This is a genomic window from Sphingopyxis sp. H050 (genome assembly GCF_001468265.1).
In the GTDB taxonomy this organism is placed as follows: Bacteria; Pseudomonadota; Alphaproteobacteria; order Sphingomonadales; family Sphingomonadaceae; genus Sphingopyxis.
The window spans coordinates 37952-54784 of record NZ_LNRZ01000002.1 but is presented as its reverse complement, the minus strand read 5'-3'; the positions used below and the strand labels follow the sequence as shown (position 1 = coordinate 54784).

The 16833-nt window shown below is 63.5% G+C and carries 9 protein-coding genes; 4 read left to right on the top strand and 5 right to left on the bottom strand.

The window, feature by feature from the left end; all coding sequences use genetic code 11:
- Positions 1-45: 45 nt before the first annotated feature.
- From ATE67_RS03350 to ATE67_RS03330, 5 genes are all read right to left on the bottom strand, one after another.
- Positions 46-1236, bottom strand: a complete 1191-nt coding sequence (locus ATE67_RS03350) for a hypothetical protein (RefSeq protein ID WP_058809154.1) — start codon at positions 1234-1236, stop codon at positions 46-48.
- Between the two features lie 379 nt (positions 1237-1615).
- On the bottom strand, positions 1616-4030 hold the full coding sequence (locus ATE67_RS03345; RefSeq protein WP_231728033.1) for a type I restriction enzyme HsdR N-terminal domain-containing protein: 2415 nt from the start codon (positions 4028-4030) through the stop codon (positions 1616-1618).
- On the bottom strand, positions 4030-8358 hold the full coding sequence (locus ATE67_RS03340) for a strawberry notch-like NTP hydrolase domain-containing protein (RefSeq protein ID WP_082660187.1): 4329 nt from the start codon (positions 8356-8358) through the stop codon (positions 4030-4032). The genes ATE67_RS03345 and ATE67_RS03340 overlap by 1 nt, the downstream gene beginning before the upstream one ends.
- Before the next feature lie 176 nt (positions 8359-8534).
- Positions 8535-10559, bottom strand: coding sequence for a ParB/RepB/Spo0J family partition protein (locus ATE67_RS03335; RefSeq protein ID WP_058810010.1), 2025 nt, complete (start codon positions 10557-10559; stop codon positions 8535-8537).
- Between the two features lie 144 nt (positions 10560-10703).
- Entirely contained in the window at positions 10704-11642 is a 939-nt protein-coding gene (locus tag ATE67_RS03330; RefSeq protein ID WP_082660186.1) for a DUF7146 domain-containing protein, read from the bottom strand.
- 317 nt (positions 11643-11959) lie between these two features.
- Here ATE67_RS03330 and ATE67_RS03325 point away from each other — a divergent pair, with 317 nt between their 5' ends.
- From ATE67_RS03325 to ATE67_RS03310, 4 genes are all read left to right on the top strand, one after another.
- A complete protein-coding gene (locus ATE67_RS03325) occupies positions 11960-12343 on the top strand; it encodes a MarR family winged helix-turn-helix transcriptional regulator (RefSeq protein WP_082660185.1) in 384 nt (127 codons plus the stop codon).
- 256 nt (positions 12344-12599) lie between these two features.
- Positions 12600-13118, top strand: coding sequence for an RNA polymerase sigma factor (locus ATE67_RS03320; RefSeq protein ID WP_197411756.1), 519 nt, complete (start codon positions 12600-12602; stop codon positions 13116-13118).
- Positions 13115-14149, top strand: coding sequence for a FecR family protein (locus ATE67_RS03315; protein ID WP_058810008.1), 1035 nt, complete (start codon positions 13115-13117; stop codon positions 14147-14149). Before ATE67_RS03320 ends, ATE67_RS03315 begins: the two co-directional genes overlap by 4 nt.
- Positions 14150-14268: 119 nt before the next feature.
- Positions 14269-16833 carry a TonB-dependent receptor gene (locus ATE67_RS03310; protein WP_231728062.1) on the top strand — a complete coding sequence of 855 codons (2565 nt, stop codon included), beginning with the start codon at positions 14269-14271 and terminating at the stop codon, positions 16831-16833.

The window sequence follows — 16833 nt, the reverse complement described above, 5'->3', positions numbered from 1 at the left end:
AGATGACCGGGTTGGCAGGACGCCGGTGTTATCGGCGCGCGCCATTCAATCGGCCCGCTGGAGCAGTCCTCTTGCCTTGCCTTCGAGTTCGAGGCGGCTGTCCTGGTGCGACTTCGTGCGGGCGACGGCGGTGATGCCGTTCACGAAATCGTAGAGCGATGCCGGCGGATGACCTTCCTCGCTCAAGACGCGCGCGATGATCTGCTGCGTGTCGGACCTGGAGAAGCCACGGTTGCGCAAGAAGCTAGCCCGGTCCTCATCGGTGCGCGCAACGATCCGTTCGCGCGCCGTCTTGATCCCATCGACGAATCTGGCGGGCGAGGAGTCTGCGAAATGCGCGAGTGCCGGTTCAGCCTGGTGCGCGAAGCGATTGGCGGCGAATTTTGAGTGCCGGATGTTGATTTCCTGGAAATTCTCGACGCCCCAGAGATTCCGGTTCATGCAGACCGCCCGCAGATAGAAGGTTGCGATGCCCAGCGCCTTCGATCCCACCTCGGAGTTCCAGCAGTAAAAGCCGCGGAAGAAGAGGTCGGGGTCGCCATTGGGCAGTTTCCCGGCCTCGATCGGGTGTGTGTCGTCAACGAGGAAGAGGAAGACGTCGCGGTCGGAAGCGTAAAGCGTCGTCGTGTCGCGCGAGACATCGACATGAGGGTTATAGTGCATCGTAGACCAGTCGAGGACGCCCGGCACCTTCCAGCGCGTATCGCCCGTGCCATTGCCGGCGATGCGCATGACGGCGGAGACGAGTTCATGGTCCCAGATGCGGCCATAATCGGGGCCCGTGACCGCGCGGAGTTCGGCGCGGCCATCGCTGGTCTCAAGGAGCTTCACCTGCTCGCCGCGATGATCGATCAAGCCATGTTGCATGTTGATCCCGGCGAGCGCTGCGGGAAGAGTCCGCAAATAGGAGGCCGGCGCGCCCACGAGGCTGCAGAGCTGGCCGAAGGACCAGTTGGTCGGTGCGACGGGTTCGTCACGGCCGGGTACGGCCAGGGTCAGGCGCTCAGGTTCGTCGCTGCGCGCGAATACACGCACCGTGCGGCTCTCGACGACGCGCGTCGTTGCCGCCTCGGCCCGCGCGTGAACGCGATGATAGAGGTCGGGAAGCGAGAGGAAGCGTTCGTCGTCGGGTCTTGAAAACCATTCGGACGACACGCGGCTGATATTGCGGCCGCGACTGATGTCGACCTTATAGGGTATTTGTGCGGCGCGCGCAGCGGGAGCCATCATGTTCATGGGAAGGGTCTCCTGATAGAGGATCTGGAACAGCATCGCGCTGCTCCGCCCTTCTCTGTCCCCCTCCCTCCTCCGACCACAGGCGGATCAACCGTCGCCGGCCGGATATTCGGCTCAACGCGGTCATTTCTGAAAAGCCGGAGGAGTCCCGCTCCGCGGCATCCGGCCTGAGCATCCGGCAGGGACGAACGTTCGATCGCATGCCGTGAACCTGGCGGGCGGCGTTACCTCAAGCCGCCGCCGCAAGGCTGCGGCATTTTGTACGCCGAAGCCGACCAGCGGGGAAATTCGATCAACATCCGGCGCACCGGTCGCGGTGAAACAGACCCGGAGCGCGGAGATTGTCAGTCCGTGTCCGGTCCTGTCAGAGGCCCGACGCCTAGAGAAAGCCGGCGCCCTGCTGTTCCTGGCGCAACGGGAAAATGAAATCTTCAAGTTTGGCCTCGACCCATGCCGGCAAACCGGGTGCCGCAGAATTTCGCAGGGCCAAAAGCGCATGCTGGACCCTAACCGTAAGAGGAAGCGCATTCGCCTCCCGGACCTTCTCGAAAAAGGGGTCGAGGGACGGCCATTCCTCGGCAATCAATTTGTGGATTGCGGCGGTCAAGGGTTCGGCAAGCGCATGGCCGGGGTCCAGAACCGTTGCCGTGCCTCCCAGGTCTTCGATTGCATGTCGCATCGGTGTCCGGCCGCCGTTGACGAGCGGGAAACCGCATTGACCGAGATGGGTGATGATTTCGAAATCGAAACGGTCTCCGTCGGAATCGCCGAATGCGGAGCGGAGACGAGCAAGCTGAGAGAGGATCATCCAGGCGATCATGTCCTTGTAGGATCTGGCTTCATCGCCTTCATCGACTCGTTCGAAGGGGCTGAGCGGGTTCCCGTTTGCATCGGCAAGGGCTGCCCATCCCTTTTCGTCAAAGACCATGTAGAACGGCCTTCCATCTTCTCCTTCCGCACTGACCAGCTTGCCCGCCATGGTCTCGGCTTCGGGGAAGAAGTTCATCAGAAAAGCAAGCAGTTCGAGAGGCAGGGCCCGCTGGCGCGCTGCGAGGTCGACGATGGCGCAGGCACCGATCAGGTCTCCCAGGAAAAAGCGCTGCGATTGCCAGAGGAGCTCCGTTGCGGCTGTTTCGGCGCCATCTGCCAGGCGTTCGGAAACGCGTGTGGCCAGTTCGGAGGCGAGCTCGCTGACCAGGAACTCGGGCGCACGAATAACCACGATATCCTCACCGCCATGATGACGGCTGCATTTGACCCAGCCTTGTGCAGCGAGCGCTGTCGCAGCTGCGTCCGACGCAGGGCCGAAGGCGTCACGGCGAACGACCAGGGCATTGGCTTGCGTCAACGCGAGAGCGTCGGACACCTCGCCGCCGTCCGCGAGCGCGTCCCGTGCCAGAAGGCGAAAGAGCCGGGCGGTATCGCCGCCCACCTTCGAAAGGTGCTGACGGGCAGTCTGAACGAACTTGAGTCCCATGGATGCCGGAATAAAGGCCGCGATATCCTCGTCATCGGGTATGGAGCCGGCAGCAAGCGCGGCGCGAAGGACCCAAGGCCTGCGATATTCCTGGCTTAGCTCGGCGCCGCCGTAGAAGAAGAGGCGAGCGGGTGCGATCGCTTCACGGACATATTGAAATTCCTGATCGTCGAGAAGGTCGACTTCGATCACTTTCGCGACCGGCTCGAGTGCACCCGGTGTGCGGCCATTCGCGCCGCGGAGGATCGTATCGGCGCGATCGGTAGACAGAACGAGCCGCAAGGCATCGCCGAAGCCGGTTTCGGCAAGCTCTTCCAGGTCCGAGGCGACGGCCGAACCTGGTGCGACGCCATCCACGGCGAGGATGAGAGCAGGCTTGCGGTTCGACTTGGACATGCGCCGCAGCCATGTCCGAACTTCCTGCGGCGAAAGCGACCATTCGAGCGTCGCTTCGAAAAGATTGGCGATCCGCTGGAAGAGTCCGGCACCTGCCGTGGCGGCGTTGATCATCAACATGGCCCAGTCGGGAGAAGAGCGGGTCAAGCGCGCAAGATCGCGCAGCACATTGCTTTTGCCGGAGAGCGGCGCGCCTTCGAGGACAACGGCCTTGGCGCCATCGTTGAGCATGGAGAGGATGTCGACGGTGGCCCGTCGACCGAACAGCAGATCACGGCCATAAGGCAGCCGGGCATCATCGGGGTCTCCGGTGAGCTGCTCGATCAGCGCGTCGGTGCGTGCGCGGACGGCCTCGACCCAGATGGTCGTCTCCGGACCCATGAGCATTTCGATCGCCCAAGCGAGGTTTGACGCTGCGACCTTGCCGATATTGCTGAACAGCTTCTCCGCGAAGTCCGCACCGTCCAGACCGGGGTCGAGCGGCTCGCCGTTGCTGGCTTGCCGCACCCATGTCTCCTTGCCGTTGCTCACGATGACCAGCGGCGGACGATCGAGGAGTTGCGCCGCATAGCTGCGTCCCTGGCCAACATGGTCTTCGCTGAGAGTCTTGTCCTCGCGCTTGAGTTCGAAGAGCGCGAGTGGCCGCTTGCCGTGAAGAACGAGCAAGTCGGCGCGACCTTCGGCCTCCCAAAGCGCGGCGCCATCATAGTCATCCTCATGATGTCCTATCCGCAGCTTGAATCGCTTCTCGACCTGAAAATCTCCAGGGGACAGATGCTTCAGTTCTTTGCGGAGCAGCGCCAGAGCATAGGCCTGCAACTGGGCTTCGGGTACGAAGGTCATGACCGAGCTGTAATAGCCGCGCCCCGTGCCCCGCGACATAAAAATCCGGCACGCTGGGTGCCGACGGTCAATCTCCATCAGGCGGCGGCCTGGCTGGCCATCGGCTCGCCGATGGCCGCGATGATCGCCTCGGCCTGCTTCGGGGGAACAAAGACCCGGGTCTTGTAAGCAATGATCTCGGTAAAGCAGCCGAGCGCCTTCAATCGGGCACGGCTGTCCGGAGGATAGTTCATGATTTCCAGTCGAGGCTCGTCATTGACCAGCGCGCGGCGGAGACGCGCCGGTTCGAGGCCCGGAATTGCCACGCCCTCGGACGAACGGGCAGCTCTGATGATCTCGGCCGGCGTCAGGCCGAACTCCATGTTGATGCCAAATGTCGCGGCGAGGCGCTCCAATCCCGCAGGCGAGACGATGCGGCCGAGGACGGCGTTGCCGGCCTGGTCCGCGATCCGCCAGACGCGGACGTCATCATCGGGAAGCTTGTCCCAGACCGGCAGGAGAAGACCCGTTGCGACGTTGATGTCGCTGGTTTCGACCTCCTGCGCCGCCATCTCGCATTCCGCCTGCCAGAGCCGCGCAAAGTCGGCTTTTCCGGTCGCCTGCCAGTGGCTGGCAGCAAGCCTGGACTCGCGAATGCGATCGGAACCGGTGGGTCGGATGAGCTCCCAGATGCGGATCGATTGGCCATCGTCATCGAGTATCGACCAGGACGGCACGCGAAGCGCGACACGGCCCGATCGTTCGTTGCGGAGGAACTGGATATCGCCGCAGTCGCGCCATTGATCGAGGAGGACGGGAAGCGCCGTGGCGCGCCGCCGACGTTTCAGTTCGATCCGGCACAGTTTGGTTTCAGCGCCGCTCACCGGATCGCACCGCAGCACTTGTTCCTCGACGATGCGCATCTCATCGGCAAGGATCGTCTCGACACCGACGTCGAGCGTGCCCGCCTCCCGCGCAACCTGAATGCGGGCCTGGATCAGCCCGAAATATTCCTCGAAGATGGCATTCTGAGTCGCAATCCTGAGCGCGAGCAGGCGATTCAGCCAGCGCTGGATCGGCGGCAGCTTGTCGAGCAGTTCCCCGCTGTCCTCGTTGACCAGCTTGAGACCCGTCATGCCGACATAGTCGGCAAGCGAGGTACTCTTGAGTTTTCCGCGGTGCAGCAGCCTGTACCATTGCTGGAGCGCATCCTTGGCATAGTCGCTCTCGAGATTGTCCGCAGGATCGAAGAGATTCTGGCCCCCGGCCTGGCGTTGACCACGGGTCAGGGCACCGAGGCTGTCGAGCCGGCGGGCGATCGTGCTGATGAAGCGCCGTTCACCCCAGCAATTGGTTGCCGCGGGAATAAAAATCGGGGCGCTTTGCTGGTCGGTGCGGTTGGAGCGACCAAGCCCCTGGATCGCGTTGGACGCCCGCCATCCCGGTTCGAGAAGAAAGTGCGCGCGGCGGCGGTGCGCGGTCGGGCATTTGCGATCGGCATGATAGCTCCGTCCGGTGCCGCCAGCGTCCGAGAATATGAGGATCCGCTTCGCGCCCGCCATGAAGGCGTCGGCCTCCGCGATATTGCTGCGCGCGGTGCGCCGTTCGATCCGCTGCCGCCCCACCATATCGGTCAACAGCCGCCGGCTTCGTCCGGTCACCTCGGCAACAAGGTCCGTACCGAACCGGGAGATGATCGCGTCAAGGGCACTCGGGATCGCAGGCATCGCGCAGAGTTGCTCTATGAGATCGTCGCGCGCGCGAAGCGCTTCCTGGCTGTGAATCGGATGGCCCGCCGCATCGACGACGATTTCGGAGCGAGGCTCACCGTCGGTGCCCTTGAAGACGCGCAGCATGCGCGTCGGGAAGGCCGTTTTGAGATATTCCACCATATACTCGCGGGGTGAGAGCTCGATTTCAAGGTTTGCGCGTTCGTCGGCGCCAAGTCCCGCAAGCCGGCGTTCGAGCATGGCCTCGGCGGTGGTCACGAGCTGGATCACGACATGATGGTCGCGCGCGAGATGATGCTCGATCGCGCCAAAGAGCGTGGGCAGTTTCATGGCGATCAGCACTTGGCCGAAGAAGAGCTGCTTCGCGCTTTCGAAGCGCGAGAGCGCGGCCCCCTTGGCTTGTGCGTTGAGCGACCGCCCGGTCATGCGGTCGACGATGTTGGTGGCCTCAAGCACCTCGTCGAGGCGGCGGTGGATGATGCTCCAGGCGTCGGCATAGGCATCGTAGACGCGGATCTGATCCTCGGTCAGGACGTGCTCGAGCGGCGCATATTCGACGCCGCGGAAGGTGAGCGAGCGGGCCGTGTAGAGGCCGAGCGCCTTGAGGTCGCGGGCGACGATTTCCATTGCCGCGATGCCGCCACTCGCGATCGCGGCCATGAAGGCCTCGCGGGTCTCGAAAGCGGTGCCCTGACCCCAGAGACCGAGGCGCGTGGCATAGCAGAGATTGGCCGGATCGGTGGCGCCGGTTGCTGAATTGTAGAGGATGCACGCGCGCGGCAACATGTTCTGGAGGCGCACGCCGGCCAGCCCTTGCTCGGATCCCTTCTGTTTGCCGTGGATGGTCTCGGCGCCCGCAGCATTGGCGAGCTCGTGCGCTTCATCAAAGGCGAGCAGCCCCGCGAAGCCGGTCCCGAGCCATCGCAGGATTTGCTGAAGCCGCGAAGGTGCGTCGTCGCGCTGCGACCGGAGCGTCGCATAGGTGAGGAATAGGATGCCGCTCTCCATCGGGATGTCCGAGCCGAGCGGAAAGGCGTCGAGCGGCTGCATGTCGATCGGCAGTCCGCCGAGTGCCGACCAGTCGCGCCGCGCATCCTCGATCAGAGCGGCGCTTTTGGAGATCCAGAGCGCCTTGCGGTGTCCGCGGCACCAGCGATCGAGGATGCAGGCAGCGACCTGCTGCCCCTTGCCGACGCCGGTGCCGTCGCCGACCATATAGCCCATGCGATAGGGCTGGCCCTCCGCCCCGGGTAGAAGGGCGGTGCCAGCTGCGTCCGGCACATACAGGCCGGGGAGATCGCGCTCGAACGCCTGGCCGGCGTATATGGCGGCCTCGCGCTGCGCGTCGGAGAGCGCTGCAGCTGCGGATGGTGGAAGAAGCGGATGATAATGCGGCACCGGCGGCAGGATCGACGACATTGCGACCGATTCGACGAGTTGGTCCGGATGGGGATTTGGTTCCGGAAAGGCGATCCGCGTGAGACGCCAGGGAACATAGATGCCCACCGGTTCATCGGCCGCCGGCACCTCTGCGAGCAATTCATAGGCGAGCGGCTGCGGCGTGGCATCGAGTGTCTGTGCGACAGGCGGAGCCGCGAGACGCCGGACGCCGCCAAGGCCACCGAGAAGGGCGCGCGACCGCGGCGGCCGGGCGTCGATGACAGCCGATACACGCACAGACGCGGGGTCGGGCTCGCGCGGAGCGAGGGCAAGGCGCGGCGGAAGCGCAGCAATGATCGGGAGCGCATCCGCAAAGCTCGATGCGAGGTGACGTTCGGTGCACCCGCTCCAGCCCTTGTCGAAGACGCAAAGACGCACGGTGATCGAGGCTCCCTGCCGCGCGAAGGGCTTGCCTTCCAGGGTGATTTCAGCGCGGGGTGTCGCGACCGCGCAGACCGATTGATAGCTGGTCGCGCCGGCACCGTCGGGCGCGAATGACGGCGGCATGATCGCGACGCAGCGTCCACCCGGCGCAAGCCGCAACAGCGCGGAACGCAGGTGGCGGGCAGCGGCATGCCGGTCGAGCCCGCGCCCCTCGCTTCGGCCGAAGGGCGGATTGATGAGCACGACCGTCGGGCGGCAATCGGGATCGATCATGTCGTCGATGAACTCCGCGTCGTGCCGCGAGACAGGCTGGCCCATGACGGCAGTCAACAGTCCTGCGCGTCCCGGATCGCGTTCGTTGAGGATGAGCGCGGCCCCCATGCGCCGCGCGTGGACCGCCAGCATCCCGATGCCGGCGGACGGTTCGAGCACGATGTCCTCGTCGGTCATCGCGGCGGCGACAGCCACAAGCCAGGCCAGCGGCAGCGGGGTCGAGAATTGTTGCAGCTCGACCTGCTGCTCGCTGCGATAGGTTTGCGGCGGCAGCGCGCGTGCGACGTCGTCGAGCGCATGAAGCCGAGCGGGGAGAGCGTCTTGATCCGATAGCGGCCCCGCAGGGCTTAGAAGGCGCAGAAGCTGGGCCGCCTCGAGCGCGTCATATGCGTCGCGCATCGACCAGGCGCCCGCCGCATCGCTCGCGCCATAGGCCTCGGTCATCAGCGACTTGAGAGCCTGGCGACTGATCGTGCCGCGACCGGCCAGCCGCTCGGCCACGGCGCGGGCGACAGCCACTACTCTGACGGTGCGGTCATCACCGGGTTCGGCGCAGATGGATGGCGCGGGCAAATGCCCGACAGAAATGGCAGAATGCATAAGTGGCTCCTGGGCAAAGGGCGGCCGGATCGCCGCCTTCTTCTCACGCCCCCTTCCCTTTATCTTGACAGAAGGTGCATTTCCGTCGGGTCCAGGGAACGGGGCGATGGTGGTAACGGTGGACATCGAGGTGCGATGGGGCCGCAGCACCGCCGCGGCCCCCAAGCGCAGGTTCGTCAGGCCGCCGCGGACATCGACCCGCCTTCCTCGGCCGTGACCGTGGCACCGTCGCCATCGGCGTCGCAGGGAAAGTCGACCCCGACCTGATCGGCCTCGGCGACGAAGCGCATCGCGCCTGGAAGCCAGACCAGCGCCCGTTCCTTGGCGTCATTGTCCATGATGATCGTACCCGCGAAGAGCTTTTCGGCCGAGACGGCGAGGTCATATTTGCGCGACGCGGCGTAGCGGCTCGCGAGTTCGCTGCCGCCGATGGCCGCGAAGAGCTTCAGGATAGCAGGCCTAGTGATGCGATCGAAGAAATTTCGGGCCGTCGGTCTCCACCAGGCAGCCACGTCGATTCCAAGCTTGGCGCCGAGATGGTTGAGGAAACCGCTCCCGGCCGCGCCGTCGGGAACCGACTGGAGCGTTCGCGCGACGGCCCAGCCGAGCCAGGCCGCCCGCGCCTCATCGTCGAGCGAGCAAAAGCCGTCATATCGCTGCTCGATGTCCTTGTGGTTGGCCCAGCTCCGGTCGAGCGCGGCATCGAGCTTTGCCCAAGCCTCGGCGGCGGCCATGCCGCTGTCGAAATTGGCGACGCGTGGGTGGGGTGCGCTCGCGCGGAGCTCGCTCGGCATATCGAAGCTGCCATAGGTTCGCGTTGCAGTATCGACCATGATGAAGGTACCGAGATCGAGCGCGAAATGCGGATCGCTGGCGACATGGACGGCGAGAAGCTCGGTCTTCATCATCGCGAGCTCATCGCTGAGCCGGGCACTGAATTTGACCTCGTCCTTTTCATCCTGGACGCCGTCGTCCTCGCCCTCGCCGCCATCGCCATCGTCCTCCTCGTCCTCGCCTTCATCGCCGGGAGCGTCCTCATCGGCGGCGGGCAGGACGTAGAGCTGCTCATGAAGCATGGGCTGGCCGTTATTGTCGATGACGACATAGGCGATCGCAGTGGCGCGCTGCTCGTCGGTGAAGACGGAACCGGTATCCTCGATGGTTTCGAGCTCCTCGTTCAGCGCTTCGAGGCGGTCATATTGCGCTTCGTCATACGCCCCGACATCCTCCCCGACCCGTTCGATCTCCGCAACCTCGGCCTCGATGGCGGCCTTGCGGACGGCCGCATCTTCGCTCAGCGGAACGGGCTCGCCATCGAGATGTTCGAGCTGGCAGGTTTCCATATAGGGGATCCGGCCCGCCGGAATCGCGCGAACCTCCGCGAAGCCCTCGCGCTCCCGAATGGCCTGCGCCGCGGCGACGAGTTTTTCTTCGGCAAGCCGTTCGAGAATGTCTCCGTCAAGCCAGGTCTCAGTATCGGTGCTGGAGAAAAGATCGCCATCGATACGGCCGCCGGCGGTCTCATAATCCTCGCGGCCCACGAAGACCGCCTTGGGATCGGCGCCCTTGTAGGAGCCCGCGGCAAGGCGCCTGCGGATTTCGCCGACATTGTTCGAATGATAGCTGTCTCCGAGCTCTTCGAAAACACCCGCTTGGCGCCCGGTGTCGGAGGTGCTGGCATAGGCGATGGCGATGTCGAGCGTGATCTGCTCACAGCGCAGCGCCTCGAAGATCGGGTCGGCTAGATTGGCGAGGCGCAGGCGGCCCTCGACGAAGCGCCTCGTCAGACCGAGCCGCTTGGCGACCTGCTCGGTGGTCTTGCCTTCCTTGTCGATCATGTTCCGGAACGCCTCGCAGGCATCGGCCGGGTTCATCGCGAGGTTATAATAATTCTCTGTGAGGCTCATCTCGATGGCGTCCTTTTCGTTCGCCATCACCATCACGGGGACCAGGAAATCTGCGGGCAGCTTTCCTTGCGCGATCTGGTCGTGAACAGCGCGCAGGCGCCGGCCACCGCCGATGATGCTGAAATGATCCTTCTTGCGCTTCACGGCGACGCCGATGAGGTTCTGCAGGACAACGCCGGTCTCGCCCAGATTGGCGGCGAGCTCGCTGTCGGCGGTCGCATTGCTGTGCTTGCGGACGTTGAGCGGCGACACCGAGCAATTGGCGGCGGGCGCGTAGAGGATTGGATATTGCATGATGATACTCCGAAGGCGGGGCGTCCTGACCATCAGGCCGCAAGCCGCACCCGCGCTCCTCCCCCCTCCCTTCCGCGAGTGCGCGGGCGCCCTGGCCTCTCATCGGTTCCCGGCGAACGCGGCCTGGCAGGAGACTTTATGCCTTCATGGCCGACACTGGTTCGGCCGCGTCGCGTCAGCCGCGTCAGCCAGATCGCGATCGCCGTTTGCAGCCACCCGCCGCAAGACATTGTTCCAGTCATTCAAACCGAACCAAGGCATTCGCGTTTCGACAGTGCGGCCGGGACAGGCATAGGCCCGCTCCGCGAGGTGCGCGCCGGCCCGGCCGGCCTTGTCGGCGTCGGGAAGAAGCAGGAGGTGCTCGATTGTGTCGGGCAACCGGATCCGGGGCAGACGCTCATTTCCAAGGGTAGCCCATACCGGGATACCGAGCAGGACCATGGCCGAAAGCGCCGTCTCAATCCCTTCGGCGAGGCCGAGCACCGTGCGTGCGCGAGACAGGCGAACCGCCCCGGCCAATGGACGGCCGAGCGTGAGCTTGGGTTTCTCGAGATCGGCGGCCAGCGTCGCTGTGGACGGGTCGAGAAAGATGCGCTGGACAGCGACCAATCGGGACGCTTCGACGATCGGGGCGATGATGGCTGGACGAAACCGGACGCTTGGGCCGCGGCCCAGGGGCGTACGCGGATTGTATCGCAGCGCCGATGTCCGGATCGCGAGGGCGCGCGAGCGCAGATAGCGATCGCCAGCGGTACCTCGCAGAGGATCACCGGCATCCCAGATTCGGCGCGCGAGCGCGGTCATGGGCGATGGCGCGCCGATGGGACTCAAGGAGGGCGTGCGCGCAGTCGATGGAATGCCAAGATGAAGCCGGCGGATCGCCCGCAATATCTCGGCAGTCGGGCAGCCCGCGAAACATTTGAACAACAGGCTTCGCTCGCCGATCCGGACCGACAGGCTGGGGCTTGTATCATCATGCGCGGGACATCGGCACATCGCGCCGCCATCGCGCCATAGCCCGCCAAAGGCCTCGACGAGGTTGATCGCGGCCGATTGAAGGACAGGGTCGTGATTGGAGTTCATATCTGGATCGTCTCATGGAAGGGGATAGCGCCCCCCTTCACCCCCTCTCCCCACCTGTTTTCCCGATAGGGTACGAGCGGCACCTCCATTTGATCCGATTTGATTGCAATCTCTGATTTCCGGAATTTTTTACAATCTCGCGGCACCCCCTTCAGCGAGGATGGCTTTCGGCGCAGGAGGCAATTCATGGCAGGGAGCTTGATACGCGGGCGCGCGGGCGGACCCTATGTGCTCGCCGGTCACCGCATTGACGGTGATATCGGCGTGCCGCGATCGAACGGTATTTCGATCGCAAATCGAGCCGTGCGAGCTGTGTGATGGCGGACGCGGGCGCGCCTCCTCCGGCCGCTGGAATGGACCGTGTGGCCTTCGCGCGGTTGATCGTTCGCGTGGGCCGCCATGTCGGCGACAGGCTGGGGCGCGACCTCTTCTCGACGCCGGCGCTCGACATGATGCTGGACCTTTATCTGCGCGATGAGCACCGGCCCATCTCGTTGACCAGCCTGTGCGGCGCGACCAATGTTCCGGGCCGCACGGCATTATTCACTATCAACCGGCTCGTTGAATGCGGGCTTTTGACCAGATATCCCGATCCCCGCGACGGGCGGCGGGTCAATGTGGACCTTTCCGCCGCCGGCCTTCGCTTGCTCGACGAATGCATCGAGGAATTGATCAGCCTCATAGATCAATGCGGATCTTGAGGGGGAACAAAGACATGGTTGCGAAGGAGCGAGATGTGATGCACATTTGATGCGCAGCGCGTCAGGTTGCCGGCAAACGACGTTGTGGAATTATCCTGCCAGACATCACGGGCGTTCGACCATTCGGGTCGAACGATAGTATAGGCATCTTGACCGGCATCTTCGGATGGCCTGCCCGTGATTATTGTCTGCCTTTCCCTTGTCCCGGTTGCGACCGGTCATGACACGATCTTCGTGTGATCCCATGCCCTCCCGGATGGAAGATCATGGCGAGGAGACCGCGAGCGACCGCCGCGATCTTGAAGCAGTCTACCGCACCCAAGCCCCGCAGCTGGCGCGATACTTCCGGTTCCGCTTCCGTGGCCTGGAGGATCCTGAAGATCTCGTCCAGGATGTGTTCGCACGATTGGCGGCTGGACGTCCGCTCGCCGAGCTTCGTGACCCGGAAGGTTATTTCAAGCGCATCTTGCGTAATTTTCTCATCGATCGACACCGGAAGCGACGGCGACAGCCTGTTTTCACGTCGATGGACGGCATTGAGCCGGGCAAGGAGCCCGATCAGGCCCATGCGATCGAAGTAGAGCAGATGCAGGAACTCTATCGCGCCGCAGTTGATGCTTTACCGCCTAGGACGCGGGAGGTCTTTCTCTTACACAGGGTTGAGGAGCTGAGCGTCAAATCGATCGCCGGGCAACTCGGCATTAGCACGCGAACGGTCGAATGGCATATTGGAGAGGCGATCCTCCGGATCGGGAAAGCGCTGAACAAGGGATGAGCGACCAAGGATTTCAGGACGAACCGGACGACGGGGACGGCCTCATGGGGGAAGCGACCGTCTGGTTCGGCCGGATGCGCGGCCCCGAAGCCGACTTGCACAAACCCGCGTTCGAGGCGTGGCTTGCACGAGGCGCCCTGCACCGGGCGTTCTACAATCGCGCGAGCGAAATCTATGCGATGGGCAAGTTCCTGAAGGAGGAACGGGATGGCGAAGATGCGCGAAGTGATCCCGCTCATCGGCGCCGTGCACACCAGACCCTGGGAGTGTTGGCCGCGCTGGCAGTCATCGTGACCGGATTATCCTCCCTATGGGTTTACGGACCATGGCGCCCGGTGCCGGAAACCGCCGCCGTCGCGCCCCAAGGGGCATTGCGGCTGGCGACGCGAGAGGGGCAGGTCTTGACGCAGGTGCTGTCCGATGGCTCGAAGGTGACGTTGCAACCCGAAAGCGCACTGGTCGTCCGCTATAGCCGCGCGCAGCGGACGCTTCGTCTCGAGCGAGGCCGGTCCAGATTCGAGGTCGCGCATGAGAGAAGGCCCTTCGTGGTTCTCGCGGCGCGCGGGAGCATCACGGCGCGCGGCACAATCTTCGAGGTTGCCCTGAATCGCGAGGAGCATGTGACGGTGCGACTTCTTCAAGGCAAGGTCGATGTCGCCATGCCCAGTGCGACGAGAACCCGCACGATCAAGCGCATGGTGATGGGCGAGACGGTTTCGTACGGGAGCGCGGTCAGTCCGCAGGTGGTGCCGCCCCCTCCGGTCAGCGACGCCAAACGCCCGGCCGCGGAGACCGTCGTGCCGGATGTGCGCGAGTTTGCGGCAACGCCGCTTGGCGAGATTCTGGCGGTTGCCAGTCGCCATCGACCATCCATTCGGGTGGTCGACGACGAACTTGCGGGCTTGAAGGTATCCGGCCGGTTTCGTCTTGATGAGCCGGATAAGCTCGCGGCCAAACTTGCGCTCCTCTTCGACCTCGCTGTCGAGCATGCTCCAGATGGTGAGATCTTGTTGCGGCGACGAAATAAATAATCTCGCAGCCGCCCCGTAGTTCGCGATAGCGAGCGTCCATTCCCCATAGCCGACTAGCCGGCGAGAAATTGGGGGACAGGATGGTGGCGAGACGATTTGGCCGTAGCACGTTGCTGGCGGTGGTTGCGATTGGCGGTTTGTGCGTTCCGAATATCGCCCTGGCACAGGATACCCGGCAAGACTTCAGCATCGCATCGATGCCCCTCGCCGACGCCCTCATCGCGGTCGGGCGGCAGGCCGGGGTGGAGGTGATTTTCGCGTCCGAAGCGGTCGCAGGACGGCAGGTCGCTCCGCTTCGCGGCTCCTATAGCGTCAAGGAAGCAATCGCCCGCCTGCTGGCGGGGACCGATCTTGTCGCGGAATTCCAGGATGGCGGCTATGTCATTCGGGGGCGATCGGCACCGTCGGGTGCCCCCGAACTCAGCCCGACGGCGAAAGAAGACACAGCCATCCTCGTGACCGGCACCCGAATTCGCGGAAGCAAATCTGCCTCACCCGTCATCGTTGCGACGCGTGATGACATCGTGGAGCGAGGTTTCTCTGATCTCGGTCAATATGTTCGCAACCTCCCGCAAAACTTCAGCGGCGGCCAAAACCCAGGTGTCGTGGGCAGCGGGCAAGGAGGAAGCGAGAATCTGAACTCGTCGTCAACGGTCAACCTGCGTGGCCTGGGCCCCGACGCGACGCTCACGCTGATTAACGGTCACCGCGTTGCGTATGACGGGGTTCGCCAGGGAGTCGACATCTCGGCGATACCATTGGCCGCTATCGACCGGCTTGATATCGTGGCTGACGGCGCGTCCGCACTCTATGGATCCGATGCTGTCGGCGGCGTTGCAAACGTGATTCTGCGCAAGAGCTTTGACGGCGTGTGGACCTCGGCGCGGGTGGGGTTCACGACCGACGGTGGCGGGACCGAGCAACAGTATAGCGCGGTCACCGGTACGACCTGGACGGGCGGCGGCATATTGCTGACGGCGGACTATAAGCATTCCACACCGATCACCGCAGGCCAAAGACCCTATGCGGACAGCGTCAACGGATCGGCGACTCTGATACCGGGCATGGATCAGTTCAGCAGCGTCGTTTCCGGTTTCCACCAGTTGACCGACAGCGTTCGCATCGAGATCGATGGCCAATATAGCCGGCGAAAATCTTCGCAGGCGAACCCCTTTTCCGTCGACTCCGATGTCCGCATTTTTGGCGATACGTTTGCGAGCACCGTCGAGACATTCTCGATCTCACCGACGTGGCGCGTCCAGCTTCCGGGATCATGGGAACTCAGCGTCGCGGGGACGTATGGTGAAGACCGGACGATCGGCAATGGCATTTCCTATCGACGTGGCCAGCTCGCGAGCACGCGTCGGATTCCATATGACAATTCGATCGAGAGCCTGGAGGCTTATGGAGAAGGTCCGCTCTTCGCGCTTCCGGGCGGTGACACGCGGCTCGTCATCGGTGCCGGGATTCGATCTACCAGCCTCGATGCTCGCAGCAGCCAGACCATTGGCGATGTCACGACCCCGATCCTTTCCTTCAACCGGCGGCACAAGGTACGTTATGGTTTTGGGGAACTGTCATTGCCTATTTTCGGCGAAACCAACGCCGCTGCATTCTTTCGAGAACTGCGAGCGACGGCGGCCGTGCGGTATGAAGACTATGAAGACATCGGCGGCGTGGCATCGCCCAAGTTGGGATTGATCTACAGTCCGGACGATAGTCTCTCCTTCAAGCTCAGCTGGGGAAAATCGTTCAAGGCGCCGACGCTCTACGACCAGTATCGGGGCTATGAAGTCCTTCTGCTCCCAGTGGAGTTCTTCGGCGCCAGCAATGCGCCTGCGGGCAGCACCGTTGCTTATACCGCCGGTGCAAATCCCGACTTACGCCCGGAGAGGGCAACAACCTGGACAGCGACTGCCACGATCGCACCGCGTTTCGCGCCTGGCCTCAAGATCGAGGCAAGCTATTTCGAAATCCGCTACAATGGCCGCGTTGCCAATCCCATTACGTCACTTTTCGGCGCGCTATCAGATCCGCTTTATAACCACCTGATTACATTATCTCCGAGCGCTTCCGAGATTGAAGCCCGGTCGGCGGGCTCGCTCTTCGGCCTCGAGAATTTTACTGGCGGTCCTTATGATCCGGGCAGTGTCTATGCGCTGGTCGAAGGTGTGCTCCGCAACACGGCTCAGCAGAAAGCGAGCGGCGTCGACCTTGCGGCTAGTTATGGGATCGAGTTGGGCACTAGCGACCACCTGAGCCTGCAAGGGTCGGCGACCTATCTCAAGAGCAACCGGCAGCTTCTGGAAGGAGCCGCAACGGTCGGCCTCGCGGGATTCATTTTCAACCCGCCCCACTGGCGAGCTCAAGGCGGTGCTACCTGGAACCATGGCGAGTTTAGCCTGTCGGGTTTTGGCACCTATATAGGCGGAACCTTGGACAACAGGCTCCCGCCGCTTGTCCGCGTCGGCTCCTTTGTGAGCATTGATCTTGCGGGACAGTGGAAAAGCAGCGCATCGGCTGGCCCCCTCCGCGGCGCCAGTGTGCTCGTCGCGGTAGGCAACCTCTTCAACGAACATCCATCGAGGACGCGCAGCAGAAGCGTGAGCGACCCGTCGTATGATTCAACGAACTATCCTGCGTCGGGCCGAACGATCAACCTGACGATCACGAAGGCGTGGTGA